This is a genomic window from Pseudovibrio sp. M1P-2-3 (assembly GCF_031501865.1).
Classification (GTDB): Bacteria; Pseudomonadota; Alphaproteobacteria; order Rhizobiales; family Stappiaceae; genus Pseudovibrio; species Pseudovibrio corallicola.
Map to the genome: position 1 here is coordinate 3,946,674 of NZ_JARRCW010000001.1, position 21,691 is coordinate 3,968,364.

Sequence of the window (21,691 nt, forward strand, 5' to 3'; positions counted from 1 at the left end):
GCCAAATTTCAGTGACTAGGAAGTCGATTTTTCCGCTATGACGGCACATGATGCAAGAATGCGCCAGAGTGTCGCATCCACCCAATCATTTCAAGAGTACAAAAAACGGCGCTATAACACGCCCCGTAAACCTCTTAAAAGCTAGCGGCCAACCAGATTTTTTTAGCCCTTCATATAAAAGAAGTTTAGTTTGTTGCCATCAAGGTCTCTGAAATAGGCACCAAAAAAATTCTCTCCCTGCCAAGCCGGGTTGCCTTCATTCTCGGCTCCCAGTTCCAGAGCTTTTCCATGCAACTTCTCTACGGTTTCTGCGGATGGCACTCGCAGCGCAACCATCGTGCCGTTGCCCACGCAGGCTTGCTTTTTATCGAATGGTTTGGTGACGAAAAACGAAGCTTCATTCCCGCCAAAGCCCGACTCGCCAAAGCTCCAGGCAGTTTCATTCTCGCCACTCATAGCTTTTTTGCCGCCAATGTCTTGCAAGAGGGCATCAAAGAAACTTGTTGCCCGCTCAAGATCATTGGTGCCTAACATCACATAGCCAATCATTGTTCCACCCCACTACAGATCTCAATGTTCATGATATGTACGTTCCGCATACCGGATCGTCAACCTTCTCATAAACTCATAAGGGAAACTTGGAGGTAACTCAACCAAAGCTATCAGACAGACTTACGTCTTGCCCACGGCCGCGTTCCCACGGGAACTTCTTTGACCGCTCCAACAGGTTGGCTATAAACGGTGACTTCAGCCAGATTGCCCGCCTCAAGATCTTTTCGCAAGTGCGGGTTATCGAGAGCAAAACTATTAACGCCGCAACGCGTCAGCATGGAGATCTGGTCCAGAATAAACTGGCCACTTGCACGAATCTCTCCGGTAAAGCCCATTTCTTCACGCAAAATACGGGCAGATGAAAAGCCGCGCCCATCTGCAAAACCAGGAAAATCAACAGCAACAAGCTGAAGTGTCTCCAGTTCCTCTTGCAGCTCGCTCACATCATCACCGGGAGATATAATTACACCCAATGAGAGGTGATATTGTTTCAGCTGCCCTTTTTCCTTAAAATAGCGCTGGAAAGAGACAATCACATTTCCATCTACCGGAAGCTGGGCATCGTCTTCCAACACCTCCCACTCATCAGGGAGGATAGAGCCATTCTTATATATTTCACGGGTCATCTTATCTTACTCTTATATGCCGCTACCATCAAACTGCAGGCCGTGTGTTGATAAATGAATACCACACTCTGTTTTATCCTGTCCGCGCCAGCGGCCTGCTCTCGGGTCTTCCCCTTCAGCCACTTTATCGGTGCAGGGCATACATCCAATGGATGGATACCCTTCAGCGACAAGCGGGTGAGGTGGCAAGTTATGCTCACGGGCATATTGCAGAATTTGCGCTGCCGACCAATCAGCCAATGGGTTGACTTTAACCCGTCCCCCCTCAGCCTCGAACCAAGGTAGAATGCTGCGCAGGTCTGACTGGTGACGCTTGCGGCCTGAAACCCAGGCATCGAACCCGCCCAGAGCTCTTTCAAGAGGGACAACCTTTCGAATATGACAGCAAGCGTTTGTATCTTGAAGCCACAGAGCCCCTTTAGGATCATGTTCCGCCAGATCCTTAGGTTCAGGCGTTACGGACCGTACATTGGTCAGACCAAGTTTCTCGGTCAACATATTCCTGTAGTACTTAGTCTCCCCGAACAGCTTCCCCGTATCAATAAAGATAACAGGGATATTTTTGTCGATTTGGGACACCATGTGCAAAAGAACGGAGGAGTCCGCTCCAAAACTGGAGACCAGTGCAATCTGCCCGCCAAACAACTCTTTGATGGCGATACGAAGAATTTCCTGTGCAGGCCTGCCGCCGTATCTGCGATCAAATTCGGCGGCTGTCTCTGCAATCAGTTCTCCTTCAGGCAATGCAAGGGCGGATATACTAGCGACCGCCATATAAGGCCTCCTTGAACGGTTTGTCACCGAGTCTCCTATAGGCATCGATGAAAGCTTCATCATCGGCGTCCCTAAGGTCGATATAGGTCTCGACGACCTTCTCCACGGCATCAACAATCTGATCTGCCGGAAAACCGCGCCCGATAATTTTGCCGATTGATGTATTTTGATCTGCCGATCCACCAAGGGTGATCTGGTAGAGTTCTTCCCCTTTACGGTCCACACCCAAAATACCAATGTGACCGACATGGTGGTGCCCACAGGCATTAATGCAACCAGAGATTTTCAGCTTCAGTTCGCCGATATCGTGCTGACGGTCCAGATCAGCAAACCGCTGGGAGATCTCTTGGGCAACGGGTATGGAGCGTGCATTTGCCAAAGCACAGTAGTCCAGACCGGGGCATGCTATCATATCCGTGATAAGACCCGCATTCGGCTCAGCAAGGCCGTTGGCCGCAAGAACCTTATAGATATGGGGCACATCATCCAGCTTCACATGAGGTAGAACAAGGTTCTGCTCATGAGAGACGCGCAGCTCATCATAGGCGAACCGTTTTGTCAGGTCTGCAATCACATCCATTTGGTCGGCTGTGGCATCTCCCGGTGCGCCGCCAATTGGCTTAAGGGAGATTGTCAGGCTTGTGTAACCCACAGCTTTGTGCGGATGCAGGTTGCGCTCGCAAAAACTTACAAAAGCGCGATTACTTTTCTTTTCAGCCTCAAACGCTTCGCTCAGCTCCGCCAAGCTTTCAAACTTGGGAGGAGCAAAATAGGTATCGATGCGCTCAACTTCGTCACGAGGCAATGTGAGAATGCTGTCCTTAACACGCTCATGCTCTGTCTCAATACTTTGTTTCAGCTCTTCCAGTCCGGTTTCATGAACCAGAATTTTGATGCGTGCTTTATACTTGTTATCTCGCCGTCCAAAGAGGTTATAAACCCGCAAAATTGCTTCACAGTAGGAAAGCAGTTCAGCCTCTGGCAGGAAGTCCCGCACCTTGCGACCAACCATCGGCGTACGTCCAAGGCCACCACCAACAAAAACAGTGAACCCTGTCTCGCCCGCATCGTTTTGAGTAAGCTGCAAGCCAATATCGTGCACCTGAACCGCTGCCCGATCATTAGGCGCACCGGTAATCGCGATTTTGAACTTGCGAGGCAGGAACGTAAACTCAGGATGCAGCGAGGACCATTGACGCAAAATCTCCGCATATACACGCGGGTCGGCAAACTCATCCTTTGCAGCTCCGGCAAAGTGGTCTGCAGTTACATTGCGAATGCAGTTCCCTGAGGTCTGAATGGCATGCATTTCCACTTCTGCCAATTCCTCAAGAATGTCTGGTGTCTGGGACAATGTCGGCCAGTTGAACTGAACATTCTGACGTGTCGTAAAGTGTGCGTATCCCCTGTCGTATTTCCGGGCCACATGCGCCAGCTTGTTCAGCTGCCCGCTGTTCAGCGTTCCATAAGGAATCGCCACACGCAGCATGTAGGCATGCAGCTGGAGATAAAGGCCATTCATGAGGCGCAATGGCTTGAACTGGTCTTCGCTCAAGTCTCCAGACAGGCGTCGGCGAACCTGATCCCGAAACTGGGCAACACGCTGGTCTACAAACTCTTGGTCAAATTCATCGTAGCGGTACATAATAAATCTCGTATTCCTATCAAGCCTCTAGTGGGCTCGCGCCTGTTTGCCCAAATCAACTCGAGTGGTTGGTCCAGTTGCTCGAATTACCTCTTTTAATTTGCTTGGAGATACCGTCCCTTGCCCCTGAACCACATCAATTTCGTAGGCCCCAACAACAAGTTGGTCTACCTCTGCCTTCTCGGCAGCTTTTTTCGCTTGTTCCAATTGCTCTGGGTCATTTAAGAGAACTGCTTGTGAAATCACTTCAACCCAAGCATTGTCATCTCCCAGCCAAACGACTTCTCCGTCCAAAAGACGGTTTGCAGTAATGACTTTCATCGAAAAACTCCTCAAGCGGCGGCAACCGCTTCTTTCTCATTCATAGTTTTTGGAGCAAGCGGAAGAACCTTTTCCAGCGCGGCTCCTCTGACCACGTCTCCAATGATAATCAGGACAGGACCTTCCACTTCTTCACGTTCAGCAAGACGTGGCAGATCTCCCAGATCCCCCAGAAAGATACGTTCTTCCGGCTGGCTCGCATTTTCTATTGCGACAACTCCGGTTGTTTTTTCCAATCCAGCTTTCAAGAGCTGCGTGGCAACACGGGCAGCAACAGTGCGCCCCATATAAACTGCGGTGGTTGTGCCGGTAAGAGTGAGCTGGGCCCAGTCTGGAAGTGTCTCTCCGACTTGATTATGACCTGTTGCAAATACAAGGCTGGAGGCCACACCTCGCAGTGTTAGGGGTATTTGAGCACTGGAGGCTGCTGCAAACGCTGCTGTAATACCGGGCACAATTTCATGATCCACGCCCGCGGCACGCAGTGCCTCCATTTCTTCACCTGCACGGCCAAAGACAAGAGGATCGCCAGCTTTGAGGCGCACAACACGTTGGCCTGCCTTTGCAGCAGTGATAAGCCTCTCGTTGATTTCAACCTGCGAAACCGAATGACTTCCTTTCCGCTTTCCAACGGAAACACGCTGTGCATCTCTGCGGCCCATGGCAACAACGCCCTTAGGCACCAGGGCATCATAAAAAATAATGTCCGCCTCTTGCAAGACCCGCTGTGCACGCAGTGTCAAGAGGTCCTCTGCACCCGGACCCGCTCCAACAATCCAAACATACCCGGAGCTGTCATCTGCTCCGTTTAAAAGACGTTGAGCTTCCAGACGTGCTTTTTCCTCTCGCCCTGCCAGCACATTCGCCGCAATGCTGCCCGAGAAAAAACGAGCCCAAAACCGGCGCTTTTCCTCTCCGCTTTGAAGAAGCTTTGAGGCTGTGGCGCGAAACCCTTCTGCAAGTCTTGCCAGCCTGCCAGCCTCCAAAGGCAGCAACGCCTCGATACTGGCACGAATGTGACGCGCATAAACCGGACCAACACCTGTTGATGTGACAGCCACTGCTATTGGCGCACGATTTACGAGTGCTCCCACGTAAAAATCACAGAGCTCTGGACTATCAACCGCATTGGAAGGGATGCCAGCAGCTTTTCCCGCCTTTACAACGGCCCTGTCAATATCCAGCTCACCCGAGGCTGCAAAAACAAGAACCGCGCCGTTTAAGTGGGCTGCAGTAAACTGTTCACGGATCAACTCAGCACCGCTGCTGGTAACCGCATTCACCAGAGTATCTTCGGGATTTGGGGCAACAACACGAATATGAGCTTGAGTTTCAGAAAGCAGGCGAACTTTTGCAGCCGCCTCATCACCACAGCCGACAACAAGGACAATACGTCCCGCAACCTTGTTAAAGGTGGGAAATACAGCAAGTTTTCTGCTGTCCTTATCTTTGATCGCCTTGGTGAAAGGGCCTTGCATTGGTTTGTTCCTTACACACACCTGTCTCCTGCCCCAAAATTTAGGCTTTTAGCAACAAAAATGGCGGGCACAGAGTTCCAAAGGCACTAAGAAACGTAGAAAAGAATTTCGTTTATCTGGGGAAGTTTAAGGAGATAAATGTTTTACCGTCATAGCAAGCAGATTGGAGAAAATATTCTAACGCAAGCACTTTTGGCACAACCCCAATCGAAGAACACAGGTGTGAAGGTAAAAATATGGAACGAAAACCTAAGAATTATCGGCACTGGCAGTGCAAAACGGTTTGGGTGAAAAGCAAAAGGCGCAGAAAAGAGAAACTCTCCTGCGCCGGAGCGTAAGCCGATTTTGAAGGCATGCAGGGTGGTTATGTAGGTTCACCCCGACCCTGCGGAGCCTAACGAAGGCGCTGCATCACCGAAACATAGTTGGCGACCGCCGCTCCGCCCATATTGAAAATACCGCCAAACTCTGCATCAGGAACCTGAATACCGCCCGCTGTTCCTGTGAGCTGCATGGCTGTCAGAACATGCATGGAGACGCCAGTCGCGCCGATTGGGTGTCCTTTGGACTTCAAACCTCCAGAAGGGTTCACCGGAAGCTTGCCATCCTTTTGGGTCCAGCCCTCCAGTATTGCCGTTGCCCCTTGCCCTTCCGGCACAAGGCCCATGGCTTCATATTCAATAAGCTCGGCAATTGTGAAACAATCATGCGTTTCAACAAAAGAAAGATCGTCCAGTTTAAGCCCCGCACGGGACAAAGCTAGCTGCCACGCATGGGTGCAGCCTTCAAATTTCAAGATATCGCGCTTGGACATGGGAAGAAAATCCTGCGCATGGGCCATACCGCGGAAGGCAACCGCTTTTTTATAGCCAAGCGCTGAATCTGTGTCGGTTAAAACAACAGCCGCCGCACCATCAGACACCAAAGAGCAGTCAGTCCGCTTCAAGGGCCCAGCGACAAAGGGGTTTTTCTCGCTTTCTTTGAGACAGAATTCGAAACCAAGATCCTTACGCATCTGCGCATAGGGATTTTGCACACCGTTTTTGTGGTTTTTGGCCGCAATCATGGCCAACGCTTCTGATTGGTCACCGTACTTTTGAAAATATGCAGCGGCAATTTTGCCAAATACACCAGCAAAACCGGCGGGCGTGTCGCCATCCTCCGGCAAATAGGAGGCTTTGAGAAGGTTCTCACCAATCTGACGGCCAGGAGTGGTTGTCATCTGTTCAACGCCAACAACAAGAATTCGTTTGGCCTGCTTGGCCGCAATCGACTTGGCAGCTTGATGAATGGCGGCGGAGCCTGTGGCACAAGCATTTTCCACCCGAGTGGTGGGCTTGAAGCGCAAATCATCGCTGGCCTGCAATACAAGGCTTGCCGTGAACTCTTGCCTTGAGAACCCCGCATTAAAGTGCCCCAGAACAATTTCATCAATGTCCTTTGGCTCCAGCCCAGCATCAGCAATGGCATCAATCGCCACAGTCTTTACGAGAGTTTCTATCGTCTCTCCTTCAAGCTTTCCAAAGGGGGTGTGAGCCCATCCAACAATTGCAGTCATTCTTTCCTCCCATCGACCTTCTGGAAACTGAGTAGTCTCCAAAGGAAGTTACAATTTCAACTATGATGCTTTCACGGCTTTGCCAGTGTTGCAATTGAACGGAAGTTTGAGTTCTTACACAAGCAAAATCCGCCACAAAAGTCGCCCCACAACTCAACAGAACGCTCCGAGCAGGTGCAAACTCCCAAAATACTAAGCACTTTATATCCAATGAGGTGTTTTTATTAGAAACTTTAGAGGTCTATTCCCTTTCCCGCCCTCTCTATACAACCAAACTACAGGATTATTTTGCGGCAGCGCTCCACATAAAAACTCAGGTAATACGGTGACAGACATTCTTCCCCTTTCAGTTTTTATTATTGCCTGTAATGAAGAGGATAGGATTGCCCATGCAATCAAAAGCGTAGATGAATGGGTGGACGAGATTATTGTTGTCGATAGTGGTTCCAAAGACCAGACACCAAAGATAGCTGGAGAGCATGGGGCAAACGTCTATTACCATCCTTGGGTCGGATACGGACCACAAAAGCGCTATGGTGAAGACCATTGCAGGAACGACTGGATTCTCAACATTGATGCCGATGAAGCCATTACCCCGGCGCTGCGAGACGAAATTCTCTCTCTTTTCAAAAGCTCAGATATCACCACCGCCGACTTCTGGTCGGTGAATATACTCAACGTATGGGCACATGAGCGCAAACCGGCTCCCTATGCCTATGGTTACAAGCAGATTCGGTTATATCGCAAAAGCATTGGACGTTTTTCCCAGTCTCCCGTTCATGATACGGTTCGCCCACCAGAAAACGCCCGCTTGCGGCACCTGAACGCTCCAATGGAACACAGAAGTATCCGCTCTTTGGAGTTTCAAGTAGATAAGATGAACCGTTATTCCAGCGTACAGGTGAAAGACCTGCAAGCCCGCGGCCGTCCTATGCCACGTTATCGCCTTCTAACCGAGCTTCCTCTTGCGTTTTTAAAGGCATACATTTTGCGAAAATATGCCCTTTATGGCTGGTGGGGGGTGATCGTCTCAGTAAACTACGCCCTCTCCAGATATTTGCGCATCGCCAAATCGTTTGAGGCGGATATGCGCACCCGTTCTCCAAGAACACCCTATTCAGGGTAAAGGTGCCAATGAGGCTGCTTCCTCCTGACCCCATTACCATCATCATTCCTGCATTGAATGCAGAGCGCACAATCATACAAGCCCTTCAAAGTGCCCTTACTCAAACATTTGCGCCCTATCAGGTTCTCATAGTTGACGACCAGTCTACCGACAGAACATCCCAGATTGTTCGCAGTTTCCAAGAGCGCCATCCCAATCTGCATTTAATTAGTGGTCCCGGCATAGGGGTGTCAGGAGCTGTAAACGTGGGGGCCAAGATTGTTACAAGCCCTTTGATTGCAAGGCTTGATGCCGATGATATTGCAGAACCAACTCGCTTAGAACGGCAAGCTCAAGCCATGCAAGATCATCCTGACTGGGCTCTTTGCAGCACCTATGTTTCTGTGATTGATACCCACGGGGCCCCACTAGGTAAGATTTTAAAGTCACCGTTGGAACCGGAGAGCATTCGCCATAGCCTTTTGAAGAAAAACTGCCTTTACCAGCCTTCTATCATTTACCGGCGCTGTCTGATTGATGCCGTAGGCGGATACCGCATTTTTTATCGCCGAGCGCAAGATTACGACCTTTACTTACGCTTGATGGAAACCCGAAAAATGGGGTGTATCCCCGAAGTTTTGACCCGTTACCGCATCCACCCCACTCAAGCTACTGGCGATATCGCTAAGACTTACAAGCTGTATGGAGATGCAGCTCTCTTATGTGCTCTGGCAAGACGGCGCGGCTGCCCAGAGCCACATTTCACCCATGAAAATCTGGCGGCCCAAGTTCAGGAGGTCCTGCGCAAAGAACTCCTGCACAGTGACCATTGTGAGCTCTCTGCCTGGACGAGCCGTAGAATGATTACACGGCAGAAAAATGCAGGGTTAGAAATTACAGGCATTAAGCGGTTGGCTCTCAAGACAATTCTCAAGCGTTTTGAGCTGAAAGAAGCTCTAAAAACAGCTCTGCTATAGTACTTCTATTGGAGATTGAGCTAAACTGAGCTTGGAATGCACCCGCTCCAACACCTTGTCGTAGTGGGCACTCACTTTTCGAATATCATAGGTTTCGCAGGCCCACACCCGTCCAGCACTCCCCAGTCCTTTTCGAAGTTCGCCATTGTTAACCAGCAGCTCCAGCGCATCCTTCAGCGCATTCTCATCCCCCGAAGGAATATACAAAGCATGAGGACCCGCCGCCTCTGCAAGCCCGCCTGCCCGCGTCGCGATGACAGCGGCGGCACATGACATCCCCTCAATAACCACTCTGCCAAACCCTTCCCGCTCTCTGGAAGGTACCACCACAATTGAAGCGCAGGACATTCGGGTACGCACGTCAGAATATGAAAGGTTCATCTCAACACTTGCAACCAGACCAGTCGTTTTTAGCAGTGTATTGGTGTGAGCGAGCGCCGTTTGTTCCTCTTCGTTCGTAACCGCTAGGATCAGTTCCACCTTCCAGTCCCCTAGCTTCGCCTTTGCGCAAGCATGTAGAAGATCAAAAAGACCCTTGCTCTCCAAAGCCCGCCCGACATATGTCAGCTTGCGTTGCTTTTTCGCAGACTTCCAGAGGGCCGTATCTATGCCATTAGGGACAATGACCGACTTTCCCCCACATTCAGGATAAGTTCTTTCCAGCTGCTCCCTAACAAAACTGCTCACGCTAATAATAGCGGCAAAGCTTTTGAAGATTCGCCTATAGCGGAACTGGCGCCAAACTCCATCCACTTTTGAAGCGCCATGCCGGTGCAAGATGATTGGCGTTTCCGGAAACGCCTTGGTGACGGCTCTAGCGGTTGGAACATGCTGATGCACCACAATGACATCCGCAGCCACCCGCCTTAATTCCCTAATAAACTGCAGAGAGTTTGTCCGCTCGTTTATGTGACCAACCCTGCAAAACTCAAGTTCGGGGAAAGAGAGGCCTGTTGCCTTTCCTAGAACCACAGTTGAGCCCTTGAAACGGCTATGCAGCGCCAGATCCCTCACACATAAGTCAATGGAGGAAGCCTTCTCGGGAGAGAAGTCCATATTTCTAGGTAAGACAATTGCAACCTTCACGCAAAAACCTGCACTCTTTGTGTTTGTTCAACCTTATTTGAACAGTGAAAGGAATCTTCCCTAAAATTTAAGGGTGAACCGCGCAGTTAAGGCTCGACCAATCAGGAAAGTTTGATATGTAGCGGCAGTCAACCAATGATCAGGCACCCATGACCAAAACCATCGGAATTATCGGAGCAGGCCCAGCAGGTCTTTTTGCAGCAGAGCTTTTAGCTAAACTTGGGTACGAAGTATCCATTTTTGATCGCATGCCCTCCCCTGCCCGCAAGTTTCTTATGGCTGGTCGAGGGGGACTGAACTTGACACATAGCGAACCACTGGATCAGTTTTTATCTCGCTACCACCCGCAAGAAAGCGTCCTGCTGAATGCGATTAAAGGCTTTCCCCCTCAGGCACTACGACACTGGTGCCACGGGTTGGAGCAGCCCACTTTTGAAGGATCCAGTGGGCGGGTGTTTCCTGAAAGTTTCAAGGCCTCTCCTTTGCTTCGCGCCTGGATCAAGCGGCTCAATGATCTCGGTATCCAGGCATTTTACCGTCATAGGTGGCTTTCTTTGAAAGAAGATGGAACCGCCCTCTTTGAAACAGCTGGCGATGCCCGTTTAGCGAAAAAGTTTGATGCCGTACTTCTGGCATTTGGTGGAGGCTCCTGGGGGAAATTGGGTTCAGATGGGAACTGGGTTCGGGAAATAGAGAGTAAAGGCATTAAAGTGTCGAAACTTCGCCCAAGCAACTGCGGTTTTGAAGTCTCCTTTTCTCCCCATTTCACTGAGAGGTTTGCAGGCCTCCCCCTAAAGCGCATTGCTGTGACTTTTGGAAGCCAACGGGTTGAGGGAGAGCTCATGCTTGATAAAACCGGTCTTGAAGGTGGGGCCATTTATGCGTTGTCCACGCCCCTGAGAGATGCCATTGAAACAAGCGGTACAGCTACGCTGAAGATTGATTTAAAACCTGACCTCAGCCTTGAGCAGCTGCACGACAAACTGAACCGCCCGAAGAGGAAGCAGTCTCTTTCCACGTTCCTACGTAAAGCGGCTGGCTTGAAACCCGAGGCGATTGGCCTGCTGCGAGAAACTGGACCGATTCCCACATCACCTCATGAACTGGCACAGAAAATTAAATCCCTTCCGGTTCACTTGAGCGCTCCAAAACCAATCGAGCGGGCAATTTCATCTGCTGGCGGCATCCTGTTCAGCGAAATTGACCATAACTTTATGCTCAAAAATTTACCCGGAGTTTTCATTGCTGGCGAAATGCTGGACTGGGAAGCGCCCACCGGGGGGTATTTGCTACAAGGTGTCTTTGCAACGGCCCATGCTGCTGCACTGGGCATTGATGCCCACCTCAAGTAGGCTTGAGTTTAAAGCGCGAGGTGTGAATAAAAATGAACGAAACGCGCTTTAAAATCCAACTTATACTTTTATCCATTTGCGTCTACCATCAGTGAAAACACAGAGCCATTAAAAAACGGGCACCGGAAGGACCGGTACCCGCTTTCAGCTGAGATATCGCTGATAAGGTGAGAAAGCTCCGCTCATCTGAAGAGGGGCAAAGACGAACTGCTTCCCAAAGGTTGGGGAGACAACGCGCTCCAATAGATCTGCCAATCAACTGCGGCAGCTATGTCTATTACCTAGATCTTTTTCTTAGCATCCAAAGGATGCGCACCTCAGTGTTATTTTTATTATCTGAGGCGCTTATTGTTTTTATTGGCCCAATGTATGCAAGGAAATCATCGGGCATATTCCAGATATGGAACACGTGAACCCTATTAATCTAAATTGGCAAAAAAAAGGCAAAGCTCCACATAATAAAAGTAAATATTTCACCTGACCCTATAGTAAGATCATGTAACAAAAGAAAAATACCTCACTGAATGGCATTCGAATTTTACAGCAACTCAGTTTAATAAATTTCATCAAAAAATCTAATTTAATCTTTGTTTTAGTGCCCCTCCCCTATTTGCTTCCCACCCTCTCCACACCGAAATTTTCCGTAAAGAAATACCTTTCACGAAGAAGTTCAATACTTTAGGTTACCAGAGCGCCTCCATACGCTTGGGTGGGGGACATACAACTTCACAATCCAGATGCACACTGGGGAGGGTGTCCAAATGGAGATGATCGTCAAATTATTTTTACCGCTATCCTTAGCGTTTATTATGTTCTCGCTAGGGATTACTTTGAAGTTTCAGGATTTTGCCAGAGTGGCGATTATGCCGAAAGCGCTTGCAATTGGATTAATTGGACAATTGCTTTTACTGCCCCTTATCGCATTCGGACTTCTTCAACTGTTCCCACTTGGCCCGGCGTTGGCATTGGGCGTGATGATTCTTGCATTTTCACCGGGCGGTGTAACCTCAAATATGCTCACTTATATTGCGGGTGGGTCCGTCGCTCTTTCTGTAACACTGACCGCAGTCAGCAGTGTGCTTTGCGTTGCTACTGTGCCATTTCTTGTGGCGCTGTCGGCTCAGCATTTCCTGAATCAAGACGCATTGCAAGTGGATGTACGTTCCATAGCAGTATCTATGGCATTGCTTACCGCTGCACCGGTTTTAATCGGCCTGCTTTTGAACCATTTCGCAGCAAGGTTTGCGTATAGAATTGCACCGGCAATTTCAAAAATCGCCACGCTTCTCTTAATCATCATAGTGGCTGCGGCCATTGTGACAAACTTGGATCTTCTCATCGAGAACATCCTGTTGCTTGGCCCAATCTTGATTGCCTTGAATGCCATAATGCTTGGTATCGGTTACACATTTGCACGACTTGCAAAGTTAAACCATCCAGACAGCACCGCCATCGCCCTTGAAACAGGGCTCCAGAACGGAACTTTGGGCATCACTGTAGGCTCAATGGTTCTGGCCGGATCTGGCGCACTGCCTGCCACCAGTCTTGCCTCCGGTATCTATGTTATCACGATGTATTTTTGTACACTTCCGTTCATTTACTGGATACGCCGGGGAGCCAGACAACAGAGCTCTTTAAAAGAGGCGCGGCAAAACAGCTAGGAAAGAATTAGTGGATGAACTGGTTCTTTTGAAAGTTCCAGTTCATCTTGCCTAGATGTTCAAAAACAAACTGCAGCAAATGGTGCCAGCATGATAAATATGATTACTGAAATATAATCGGTGATTACCGGATTATTACTTTCTTAACTGAGACTTTATTTTTTGAAAAATGATTTATACATTTAGGTATCCATATTCCAAGAGTCATCTAGGCCTGCTCTAGGGAAATTATTCTTATAAAAATACCTTTCACCAGAAATTTTGATGGAAAAAGACATATATTATTATACCGAAGCACTATGAAACTCTTGGATACAGCAGAAATATACGAAGACCACCCCAAACATTTAAAGATAGTCTATTTCTTTTTTTCCAGTTATGACCTATCAAAGAGTTTGGAACACTAAGCTCCAACGGGCTGTTATTCGATTCCCGGTTAAGAATGTGACGGAAACGTACTCCTTTCCCGCTTTGATTACATTGCTCGCTTGCAACGTTCCGCTCTAAGCGGATTTTTTTTGACTATAGGGAAGAGGACATTTCCCATGCGCCAAGATGGCACACTTAAGTTCTTCAACCATGACCGTGGTTTTGGTTTCATTACACCTAAAGATGGCGGCAAAGACGTTTTCGTTCACATTACAGCTTTTGAGCGCTCAAGCATCGCTGTTCCTGCAGAAGGCGCTTCGCTCTCTTTCGTTGCAGAAGACGACAGCCGCGGTCGCGGCAAACAAGCTACACAGATTGAACTGGACTAATCTGTTGCCTGTTTAATTGAGAAGCAGACAAAGTTTCTTTGTCTGCTTTTTTTATACCTGCGTTTCCCAAGCGCAACCTTTCTGTTTTGTCATCATTCAGGCCGGTTGGTTTTCTTCCTTCACGCGCCACTATTCCTGTGTACTATTGGAAACATAAACACCCATAGACACAGAAGAGTTTCATGAGACGCAGAGATTTTCTTTCAAAAACCGGAAAGTTGGGCGCAGCCGCAGGAGCCTCAGCACTTGCTTCTCCAGCTTTGGCTTCAGGAACTTTAAACCTAAAACTCGTTGGAGCCTTCCCCCGTGGGTTTCCAGGAGTTGGTACTTCTGCCGAGCGCTTGGCAAAACGTATCGAGGCCCTTTCCGATGGCAAGCTCACCATTAATTACTATGGGGGAGGAGAGCTGGTTCCGCCCTTCGAGGTCTTTTCAGCTGTTTCCTCAGGGGTGGCCGACATCGGTCATAATGCCCCCTACTATCAAGTGGGCGTGGTCCGCTCTACCATGTATTTTACCGCCATCCCATACGGTCTCGACGCTACTGAGCAAGCTGGATGGATTTATTATGGCGACGGGCAAAAGCTCTGGAATGAAGCCTATGCACCCCATGGGGTGCTCCCGTTTTATGCCGGAAATTCGGGAGCGCAAGCCGGAGGCTGGTTCAAGAAACCTATCACATCCATTGATGACCTCATTGGCCTGAAAATGCGGATTGCCGGACTTGGCGGCGATATTTTGCGTAAGCTGGGTGTCGCGACCGTGGTGACACCGCCCGCTGAAATTTATCCTGCGTTGCAGTCCGGTGCCGTGGATGCTGCAGAATTTGTCGGGCCGTGGAATGACCTTGCGCTCGGGCTTTATCGTGCTGCCCCCAACTATTATGCACCAGCATTTCACGAACCCGGTGGCGGTTTGGAGATGATCGTCAACCAAAACAGGTTTGAGACCCTCTCCCCCTTTCTTCAAAATGTTCTCAAAAGTGCAGCACAAGCCGAGGCGGAAGCTATTACAAGCGAATTCCGATATTACAACACGCGCGCAATGAAGACCTTGAGAGATAAGGGCATTACAGTTTCCGCCTTCCCCAAAGACGTGGTGGAGGCCATTGGTCAGGCAACAAAGGAGGTACTCCAAGAGTATCCGGGAGAACCCGCCCTCAATCAGAAAATACATGCTTCCTACATGGAGTTCCTGAAAGAATGCACGTCCTACGCCCCTAAGTTTGAGGGGCAACTCTATAAGGATCGGGAAATCGTTTGGGCCAATAGCTAGCGCCTGCAAGCGGCGATTATAACTCGCCTGTACTGGCTCGGAGTCATCACCCCTTACGAACTCCGAGCCTCCCATGCAAAAGAACTTTCCCAAAATTTCCACGTAAGCAGTGCCGTTCACTCTCAAAGCACCCATAAACAGTAATAGGGTTTGACGCTGGCTCTAAAGGCAAGCATAAGGTCCCCCATGCAGGACATGGATGTAATTATTATTGGCGCAGGCGCCGCAGGGCTTATGTGTGCCATAGAAGCAGGCAAAAGAGGCCGTACGGTTCTCGTGATTGATCACGCTAGCAAACCCGCGGAAAAAATCCGTATCTCAGGTGGGGGGCGCTGCAACTTTACGAATTTGAACAGTTCTCCCAAAAGTTTCCTTGGCCAGAACCCCCGCTTCTGCATCTCTGCCCTGAAGCGTTTTACCCAGCAGGACTTCTTGGCTCTGGTGGACTCCTTCGGCATATCCTGGCATGAGAAAACACTCGGGCAACTGTTTTGTGATGATAAATCCAAACAGATCATCGAGATGCTGCTGAGCTTGTGTGAGCAAGCCAATGTTAAAATTGCGCTAGAAACCAAAGTGGAACACACCCTCAAAGAAGAGCACGGTTTTCGTATAAGCACCAGCAAAGGGCCTGTTAGATGCCAGTCTCTCGTCATTGCAACAGGCGGTCCATCCATTCCCAAAATGGGCGCTACCGGCTTTGGCTATGAACTGGCGAAAAAATTCGGCATACCTGTAGTTTCCCCGCTGCCTGCCCTTGTTCCGCTCACCTTTGGCGATGACATGAAACACAAATGCAGCCATTTGGCAGGTGTTTCCGTCGACGCTCTCGTTTCCTACGGAAAAATCTCATTCAGAGAAGGTCTCCTTTTCACCCATAGAGGACTTTCCGGACCGTCAATTCTGCAAATTTCTTCCTACTGGAGGGAAGGAACCGAAATCAAAATTAACCTCCTTCCAACCGACAATGTTTTTGAGCTTCTCAAAGAACAAAGAGCACAGCAGCCGCGTAGAGAAATTCAAACAGCCCTGTGTGACGTCCTTCCCAAGCGCCTCGTAAACCTAATTTGCGATGAACTAAGCCTTAAAGGGCGGCTTGCTGATCACTCCGATAAAGTCCTGCGAAAGCTTTCTGAGCGAGTTCATAACTGGCAGATCAAACCGGTCGGGACAGAAGGATACCGGACCGCCGAAGTCACCCGCGGCGGCGTCGACACAAACGCCCTCTCTTCCAAAACAATGGAGAGTAAAGACGTTGGCGGGTTATACTTCATAGGAGAAGTTGTTGACGTCACAGGACATTTGGGCGGCTTTAACTTCCAATGGGCCTGGTCATCAGGATACACAGCAGGCCAGTTTGTTTAAATTGTGCATGTATAATAAAGTTTGTAGATAAGACCGATCATCCAAACAAAAAGAACATGCACTTACGCAAGAACTTACCAATAGATCTGACCGCATTTTCTGGAGGTTTGTGGGCGACGATCAGGTCTTTTAGGGGGCGTTGCGGTTTGATGGTGAAAGGCTCTAGCAAAAGGCTGAGCGGGTCGGTTTGAGAATTGCACCCGAAAGAGCCTTGGGCATCCATTCCAATTATATCCTCTGGGGGGACTGCGGTTGCTTCACTCTCACTGTTTCCCACGGCCCATAAAGTCCCGCCCATCCCCGAGAGGATAAGTGTTCCTGGCCCTGACGCTTCTGCGTAAACCAAGCGGCGTTGCAAAAATGCGGTCAGGCGGGCGCTGAACAGCCTTCTAAAATGTATCCCGTCTGAAAAGGCTTCCAATCGACTTGGCTGAAAGATGAAACCTGCGCCTTCAGGCAATGTGATTTTCGCGACGTCAAAATCATGCCCATGACGCCCCAAAATCACCTCTTCTGGATCGGTACCCTCGTAGACATACCAACTCAGTTTTCTTGCCAGTAAACGTGAAAAAAACAATTGGCTTGGCCGGAAAATCCAGGAGACGCGTTGATGGTCATCCCAGTTAATGGCACTCCGGCGGGCTGCATACCAGGTTTCGCCTTTTAATTCGATCTTGATGGTACGCTTTTCAGAGGAAAGGGGTGCACAAACAGGCGGGGAGACAGCTCCATCCATGTGCTCCATATTAAGATACAACCCGCCACCACCAGGCGCAAAAACAAGGCGAGCAAAGATATAAAGATAAAACTTCAACAGGGCGAAGAGAATAAGGACTATCCCGGTCCAACGCAGACCTGTCCAGAAGACGAACGTCCAGTAGACGGACTGTTTGGCTTTTGCCTCAATGGGGTTGAGGTGCCGATTAAGGAAAACGTTCGTTCCTAGACGTGTGCTTTTCCCGAGGTTTTCCGCTTGTGCCTGAAAATGGTTCGCATTGTGCTCCCAGTTATTTTTAAACTCGTCGCGCTGATTTTCATAGGCTGCGTGCAAGGGCATCTGGACAGCGCGCTTCACTTCAATGCTTGCACATTCACCTATATTAAAGGGCCATCTATAAAATTTACAGGCAGCAGGAACTTGAAATCGACACCTTAAAGTTTCCGGAAAAACCTCCTCAGGGGCTGGACTGCACTGACTGTTCCCATCGCCAAAAAGAGCTTTAGCTGTAGCCTCTTTGCCTGCCAGACCAGTTTCCTCGACCACTTGTATTGCACTGTCTACTTTGGCCTGAAGTTTTTCCTTTAAGCGCTGCACATAAACGGAAATACTATCATAGGCACTTAGCTCAAGGTCGTACGCATAAGGTGGAGCCGGGCACAACAGACCAGAGATCAATGGCAAGGAGAGTGCTGACCCATGTGTTTTCTCAGGGGCAGAACGGCTTAGGACATAGTGTCTTCCGTTTTGCGCAGGAACAGAGAATACATCCTCTTTCTCTGCTTCGATTGCGTATATACCTCCTTGCTCGGAACCGCAGCCATAGAGCACCAACCGCTCCCTCGTGTCCCCAAAGTCAAAACCAATAGCAGCAAGTACAATAAGAGGAAGGGTGATTACGAATGCCCATAAAGCAAGTTTGATGGCGTGAAGCACCCCCAGTTTTCGGAATACCGCATAAACGTCAGATACAATGACACGAAACAGCCAACCAGACATTGTGCTCAGACCAAGCCCCAGAACTAAGACACCCGGCAATGGATCCGGCTGGCGAACAACCAGCAGCATTACTGCCAAAGCAATTAAAAAGACAGCTATAGCGAAGATCTGCCGGGCCTGCGTGCCTATAAGAAATCCAAGAGCTGCTCCCAATGGCGCGAAGAGGCTGATGGTCATAGCACTTCCCCTTAGTTAAGACGGCAGAACTGCACAACATAATAGGGGGGCATGTTGTTGTGGGGTTTACTGCCACCTGTCGCGCTCGTTTCGGGGGATTGATCTTTTTGCCCGAATTGACTTGCGGTGGTGTCGTCGTGCTTTGGGGATCTAATTCCGCTTGAATACCCATATCTATGAGTGTGCGATGGCATCTCATTGACAGTAAGTTTATGCGTCTCTGTGCCGCTTGGGATATCTCCAACAGCCCTTGGCGTGAGATCCGCTCCAGCGCCAGCTCCCAGTGGCATACGCCCAGCAAGCCCATCAACAGGGGACCAACCCGGCGGGCAGACCTGCGGCTTTCCACCCACCTCAAAAGTCTTCGCAAAAGCGACAATCGCGCCTTTAGGAACCGGAAGGTCGGAGCGAAACCCGAAAAAAACAGGCGAGACAGCAAGAATTAGTGAAGGAAGCACTCCACAAGCAAGTACCATAGAATTTGATCGGGAGACTAAGAAAGTACCAGCTAAAAACAAAATGCCGAAGACAACGGCTATAGCAGGCGTTGTAAGAAAATGACTTGCGTATCGTATCGGTGCTGGCGACCCTGTGCCAATCATATAATCATAGATAACAATGATAAGAGCAATAATAGAAATTAGAGAAATGCAAACTAATATAAAATGTGATGGTCTATGATACTGTTTAGGCATTCTATTAATTCTTTTACACTTGAAGTAAATTTACCAATACTGCCGAGACGGCTGAGATAATATAACTAGTTAATCTCAAAGTTGCTATTTATGTCAAATATAAATAGATATTTTATTGCTGAATTTTCTTGTAGAGCACGCGCAAATTGCTAACAGATAAAATCGCAGGTTGCCGTAAAATATGAACGCAGGTTGTCGACATACCTCACGAGGGACAACATCTAACTCCCTTCAAGTCCAAATCTTTTTGCTAATAAAAGAGAGAGAAATATTATCAATAATTGTCTTTCACATGTACACGAATACTGATAAGCCACTTGGAACCAAGTATGGTTAGGAAACCTATAATAACAAAAAGAATGGCATCCTATGAAGTACTATGGATTCGAGAAGCTCTCTCCAGACAATAGCTTTCACCCATCTGTTCGAAGTCCTGTTCACTCGCCGCATTTATTGAAACTTTCTTGCTTTAGTTTCAGATGAACCCACAAGGCTTCGAAAGGTAAAAATTGTGTCTATTCCTAGAAAATTTCAACCTCAAGTCTTCTGGAGTACCTTGTGCAGCATCGTCGTTCTTGTTCTAACTGCCGTTATCTGGCCCAAAGCCTCCGACACATTTTATAAAACGATCCAGACCTGGATCGAGATCAATGTGGGATGGCTCTACATTTTGAGCGTCGCAATTTTTCTCATTTTCATTCTCTTCATCATGGTCAGCCGCTTCGGGGATATCAAGCTTGGGCCCGACCATTCCGAGCCCGACTACAGCTATTTGAGCTGGTTTGCCATGCTCTTTTCCGCCGGCATGGGGATCGGGCTTGTATTTTTTGGCGTGGCAGAGCCAATCATGCATTTTTTATCTCCCCCAGAAGGGTCCCCTGAAACGGTAATGGCCGCCCGTGAAGCCATGAGAATTACAATGTTTCACTGGGGCTTACATGCATGGGCCATTTACAGCGTTGTTGCCCTGTCTCTTGCCTATTTCACATACCGGCATCAACTTCCCCTATTACCACGCTCCGCGCTCTACCCCTTGCTTGGAGACCGTATTTATGGGCCTATTGGGCACTTCATTGATACATTTGCAGCTTTGGGAACTCTTTTTGGTGTCTCGACCTCTTTGGGTTACGGCGCAATTCAAGTTAATTCCGGCCTGAACTTTCTTGTAGGCCTCCCCGTATCCACCACAGTGCAAGTGGGGATCATTGTTGTAATTGCCTCGCTGGCCACGCTCTCTGTGTTTTCCGGCCTAGACAGAGGCGTCAAACGTCTGAGTGAAGTGAACCTCACGCTTGCCTTCTTCTTGATGCTATTGGTCTTGATAGCCGGTCCAACAGTCTTACTTCTTCAGACTTTGGTACAAAATACCGGCTCGTATCTGTCGGATCTCGTCCATAAAACATTTAATCTTTATGCATATGAGCGCAATGATGACTGGCTTGGAGGCTGGACCCTTTTGTACTGGGGCTGGTGGATTTCATGGTCACCTTTTGTCGGAACCTTTATTGCCCGCGTTTCAAGAGGGCGAACCATTCGTGAATTTTTGATAGGTACAATGTTCGTTCCAACGGGCCTTAGCCTTCTCTGGTTCACCATTTTTGGCAATAGCGGCATTGAACTTATTCTCCACCAAGGCGCCTCGGCTCTGTCCGAAACGGTCTCCTCCGATACGTCCCTAGCGCTCTTCAAGTTCTTTGAATACCTACCATTTACCCAGATTCTATCGACAATCGGAGTATGTCTGGTTGTTGTCTTTTTTATCACCTCCTCCGATTCAGGCTCCCTTGTTATTGACAGCCTAACCTCTGGCGGTGCGGTAAGCTCTCCTGTCTGGCAAAGGGTTTTCTGGGCACTTCTTCAAGGGCTCGTTGCGCTGGTTCTGCTTTGGGCTGGAGGTCTGGACGCGCTTCAAACCGCAACAATCGTGAGCGCCCTTCCCTTTCTTATTATTATGCTTGCCATGTGTGTGAGCCTTTACATTGCCCTTCAAGATGACGCCTTGAGAATGCGCAATGCTCAAATGCACCACACAACCGTTCAATACGCTAAGTCTACCATTGACTGGCAGGCTCGTGTGCGTTCCCTCAACTTCCAAGTCGATAAAAAAGATGCAGAAAAGTTCATAGGGGAAGTCGCCAAACCCGCTTTCGAAAAAGTTCGAGACGAATTCCTCAAGCAAGGCTTCCAAGTCGAGCTGACACAAAACGCTTCGCTTGAGCTGGAAGTCCATCAGGCGTCCGAAACCGCTTTCATCTACGGCTTGAGAAGGCGCTACTTTTCCAGCTCCATGACAGTAGGCCCCGGCAGCCTTATCGAAGAGCCTGAAGAGGAAAACGATGGCGTCAGCGAGTATTACCGCGTGGAAGTCTACCTCAACCAAGGAGGACAGGACTATGACGTCTTTGGATATACCGAAGAACAACTGATAGCTGACATTGTCACCCAGTATGAACGCTATCTACAATATCTGCACCTATCCCACGCAGAACTCCAGCCATAGGCGGCTGCACCCAACTCAAAATCTGCCCTAGCAAAAGATAGGGACTCAGACCTTTTCAAGTCAGGCGCCT

Annotated in this window: 18 protein-coding genes; 8 read left to right on the forward strand and 10 right to left on the reverse strand. The window is 49.0% G+C overall.

Going from position 1 to position 21,691, the window contains the following annotated elements; all coding sequences use genetic code 11:
* Nucleotides 1–162 precede the first annotated feature (162 nt).
* The 7 genes from P6574_RS17310 to P6574_RS17340 all read right to left on the reverse strand — a co-directional run bounded on the left by P6574_RS17310 (nucleotide 163) and on the right by P6574_RS17340 (nucleotide 6,954).
* Entirely contained in the window at nucleotides 163–549 is a 387-nt protein-coding gene (locus P6574_RS17310; RefSeq protein WP_310621491.1) for a VOC family protein, read from the reverse strand.
* A gap of 113 nt (nucleotides 550–662) precedes the next feature.
* Nucleotides 663–1,178: a DUF934 domain-containing protein gene (locus tag P6574_RS17315; RefSeq protein WP_310621492.1), complete on the reverse strand. Its 516-nt coding sequence runs from the start codon at nucleotides 1,176–1,178 to the stop codon at nucleotides 663–665.
* A 12-nt stretch (nucleotides 1,179–1,190) separates the two neighbouring features.
* Nucleotides 1,191–1,952, reverse strand: a complete 762-nt coding sequence (locus P6574_RS17320; RefSeq protein ID WP_310621493.1) for a phosphoadenylyl-sulfate reductase — start codon at nucleotides 1,950–1,952, stop codon at nucleotides 1,191–1,193.
* A complete protein-coding gene (locus P6574_RS17325) occupies nucleotides 1,939–3,597 on the reverse strand; it encodes a nitrite/sulfite reductase (protein ID WP_310621494.1) in 1,659 nt (552 codons plus the stop codon). Before P6574_RS17325 ends, P6574_RS17320 begins: the two co-directional genes overlap by 14 nt.
* A gap of 27 nt (nucleotides 3,598–3,624) precedes the next feature.
* Nucleotides 3,625–3,918, reverse strand: a complete 294-nt coding sequence (locus P6574_RS17330; RefSeq protein WP_310621495.1) for a DUF2849 domain-containing protein — start codon at nucleotides 3,916–3,918, stop codon at nucleotides 3,625–3,627.
* An 11-nt stretch (nucleotides 3,919–3,929) separates the two neighbouring features.
* On the reverse strand, nucleotides 3,930–5,396 hold the full coding sequence (gene cysG, locus P6574_RS17335) for a siroheme synthase CysG (protein ID WP_310621496.1): 1,467 nt from the start codon (nucleotides 5,394–5,396) through the stop codon (nucleotides 3,930–3,932).
* A 394-nt stretch (nucleotides 5,397–5,790) separates the two neighbouring features.
* The gene (locus P6574_RS17340; protein WP_310621497.1) at nucleotides 5,791–6,954 is read right to left on the reverse strand and encodes an acetyl-CoA acetyltransferase; all 1,164 of its coding nucleotides are present in this window, start codon (nucleotides 6,952–6,954) and stop codon (nucleotides 5,791–5,793) included.
* A gap of 325 nt (nucleotides 6,955–7,279) precedes the next feature.
* On the opposite strand from P6574_RS17340, the gene P6574_RS17345 reads away from it, so the two are divergent.
* Both P6574_RS17345 and P6574_RS17350 read left to right on the forward strand, forming a co-directional pair.
* Nucleotides 7,280–8,080, forward strand: coding sequence for a glycosyltransferase family 2 protein (locus tag P6574_RS17345; RefSeq protein ID WP_310621498.1), 801 nt, complete (start codon nucleotides 7,280–7,282; stop codon nucleotides 8,078–8,080).
* An 8-nt stretch (nucleotides 8,081–8,088) separates the two neighbouring features.
* Nucleotides 8,089–9,036, forward strand: a complete 948-nt coding sequence (locus P6574_RS17350) for a glycosyltransferase family 2 protein (RefSeq protein WP_310621499.1) — start codon at nucleotides 8,089–8,091, stop codon at nucleotides 9,034–9,036.
* On the opposite strand, the gene P6574_RS17355 is transcribed toward P6574_RS17350, so the two are convergent.
* Entirely contained in the window at nucleotides 9,031–10,122 is a 1,092-nt protein-coding gene (locus P6574_RS17355; protein ID WP_310621500.1) for a glycosyltransferase family 4 protein, read from the reverse strand. The genes P6574_RS17350 and P6574_RS17355 overlap by 6 nt on opposite strands.
* 149 nt (nucleotides 10,123–10,271) lie before the next feature.
* On the opposite strand from P6574_RS17355, the gene P6574_RS17360 reads away from it, so the two are divergent.
* From P6574_RS17360 to P6574_RS17380, 5 genes are all read left to right on the forward strand, one after another.
* The gene (locus P6574_RS17360; protein ID WP_310621501.1) at nucleotides 10,272–11,474 is read left to right on the forward strand and encodes a TIGR03862 family flavoprotein; all 1,203 of its coding nucleotides are present in this window, start codon (nucleotides 10,272–10,274) and stop codon (nucleotides 11,472–11,474) included.
* Between the two features lie 761 nt (nucleotides 11,475–12,235).
* Nucleotides 12,236–13,135: a bile acid:sodium symporter family protein gene (locus P6574_RS17365; protein ID WP_310621502.1), complete on the forward strand. Its 900-nt coding sequence runs from the start codon at nucleotides 12,236–12,238 to the stop codon at nucleotides 13,133–13,135.
* 545 nt (nucleotides 13,136–13,680) lie between these two features.
* Nucleotides 13,681–13,893 carry a cold-shock protein gene (locus tag P6574_RS17370; protein WP_310621503.1) on the forward strand — a complete coding sequence of 71 codons (213 nt, stop codon included), beginning with the start codon at nucleotides 13,681–13,683 and terminating at the stop codon, nucleotides 13,891–13,893.
* Between the two features lie 182 nt (nucleotides 13,894–14,075).
* On the forward strand, nucleotides 14,076–15,167 hold the full coding sequence (locus P6574_RS17375; protein WP_310621504.1) for a TRAP transporter substrate-binding protein: 1,092 nt from the start codon (nucleotides 14,076–14,078) through the stop codon (nucleotides 15,165–15,167).
* A 186-nt stretch (nucleotides 15,168–15,353) separates the two neighbouring features.
* On the forward strand, nucleotides 15,354–16,532 hold the full coding sequence (locus P6574_RS17380) for a BaiN/RdsA family NAD(P)/FAD-dependent oxidoreductase (RefSeq protein WP_310621505.1): 1,179 nt from the start codon (nucleotides 15,354–15,356) through the stop codon (nucleotides 16,530–16,532).
* Between the two features lie 37 nt (nucleotides 16,533–16,569).
* Here the strand turns inward: P6574_RS17380 and P6574_RS17385 are convergent, their stop codons facing one another.
* Nucleotides 16,570–18,426, reverse strand: coding sequence for a hypothetical protein (locus tag P6574_RS17385; RefSeq protein ID WP_310621506.1), 1,857 nt, complete (start codon nucleotides 18,424–18,426; stop codon nucleotides 16,570–16,572).
* 11 nt (nucleotides 18,427–18,437) lie between these two features.
* A complete protein-coding gene (locus P6574_RS17390) occupies nucleotides 18,438–18,884 on the reverse strand; it encodes a phage tail protein (RefSeq protein ID WP_310621507.1) in 447 nt (148 codons plus the stop codon).
* A 748-nt stretch (nucleotides 18,885–19,632) separates the two neighbouring features.
* On the opposite strand from P6574_RS17390, the gene P6574_RS17395 reads away from it, so the two are divergent.
* Entirely contained in the window at nucleotides 19,633–21,621 is a 1,989-nt protein-coding gene (locus P6574_RS17395) for a BCCT family transporter (protein WP_310621508.1), read from the forward strand.
* Nucleotides 21,622–21,691 lie beyond the last annotated feature (70 nt).

Coding starts and splice junctions, on each gene's coding strand:
- P6574_RS17360 (WP_310621501.1), top strand. CDS start 10,272: ATGACCAAAACCATCGGAATTATCGGAGCAGGCCCAGCAGGTCTTTTT.
- P6574_RS17370 (WP_310621503.1), top strand. CDS start 13,681: ATGCGCCAAGATGGCACACTTAAGTTCTTCAACCATGACCGTGGTTTT.
- P6574_RS17340 (WP_310621497.1), bottom strand. CDS start 6,954: ATGACTGCAATTGTTGGATGGGCTCACACCCCCTTTGGAAAGCTTGAA.
- P6574_RS17320 (WP_310621493.1), bottom strand. CDS start 1,952: ATGGCGGTCGCTAGTATATCCGCCCTTGCATTGCCTGAAGGAGAACTG.
- P6574_RS17330 (WP_310621495.1), bottom strand. CDS start 3,918: ATGAAAGTCATTACTGCAAACCGTCTTTTGGACGGAGAAGTCGTTTGG.
- P6574_RS17350 (WP_310621499.1), top strand. CDS start 8,089: ATGAGGCTGCTTCCTCCTGACCCCATTACCATCATCATTCCTGCATTG.
- P6574_RS17380 (WP_310621505.1), top strand. CDS start 15,354: ATGCAGGACATGGATGTAATTATTATTGGCGCAGGCGCCGCAGGGCTT.
- P6574_RS17375 (WP_310621504.1), top strand. CDS start 14,076: ATGAGACGCAGAGATTTTCTTTCAAAAACCGGAAAGTTGGGCGCAGCC.
- P6574_RS17310 (WP_310621491.1), bottom strand. CDS start 549: ATGATTGGCTATGTGATGTTAGGCACCAATGATCTTGAGCGGGCAACA.
- P6574_RS17365 (WP_310621502.1), top strand. CDS start 12,236: ATGGAGATGATCGTCAAATTATTTTTACCGCTATCCTTAGCGTTTATT.
- P6574_RS17325 (WP_310621494.1), bottom strand. CDS start 3,597: ATGTACCGCTACGATGAATTTGACCAAGAGTTTGTAGACCAGCGTGTT.
- P6574_RS17385 (WP_310621506.1), bottom strand. CDS start 18,426: ATGACCATCAGCCTCTTCGCGCCATTGGGAGCAGCTCTTGGATTTCTT.
- cysG (WP_310621496.1), bottom strand. CDS start 5,396: ATGCAAGGCCCTTTCACCAAGGCGATCAAAGATAAGGACAGCAGAAAA.
- P6574_RS17315 (WP_310621492.1), bottom strand. CDS start 1,178: ATGACCCGTGAAATATATAAGAATGGCTCTATCCTCCCTGATGAGTGG.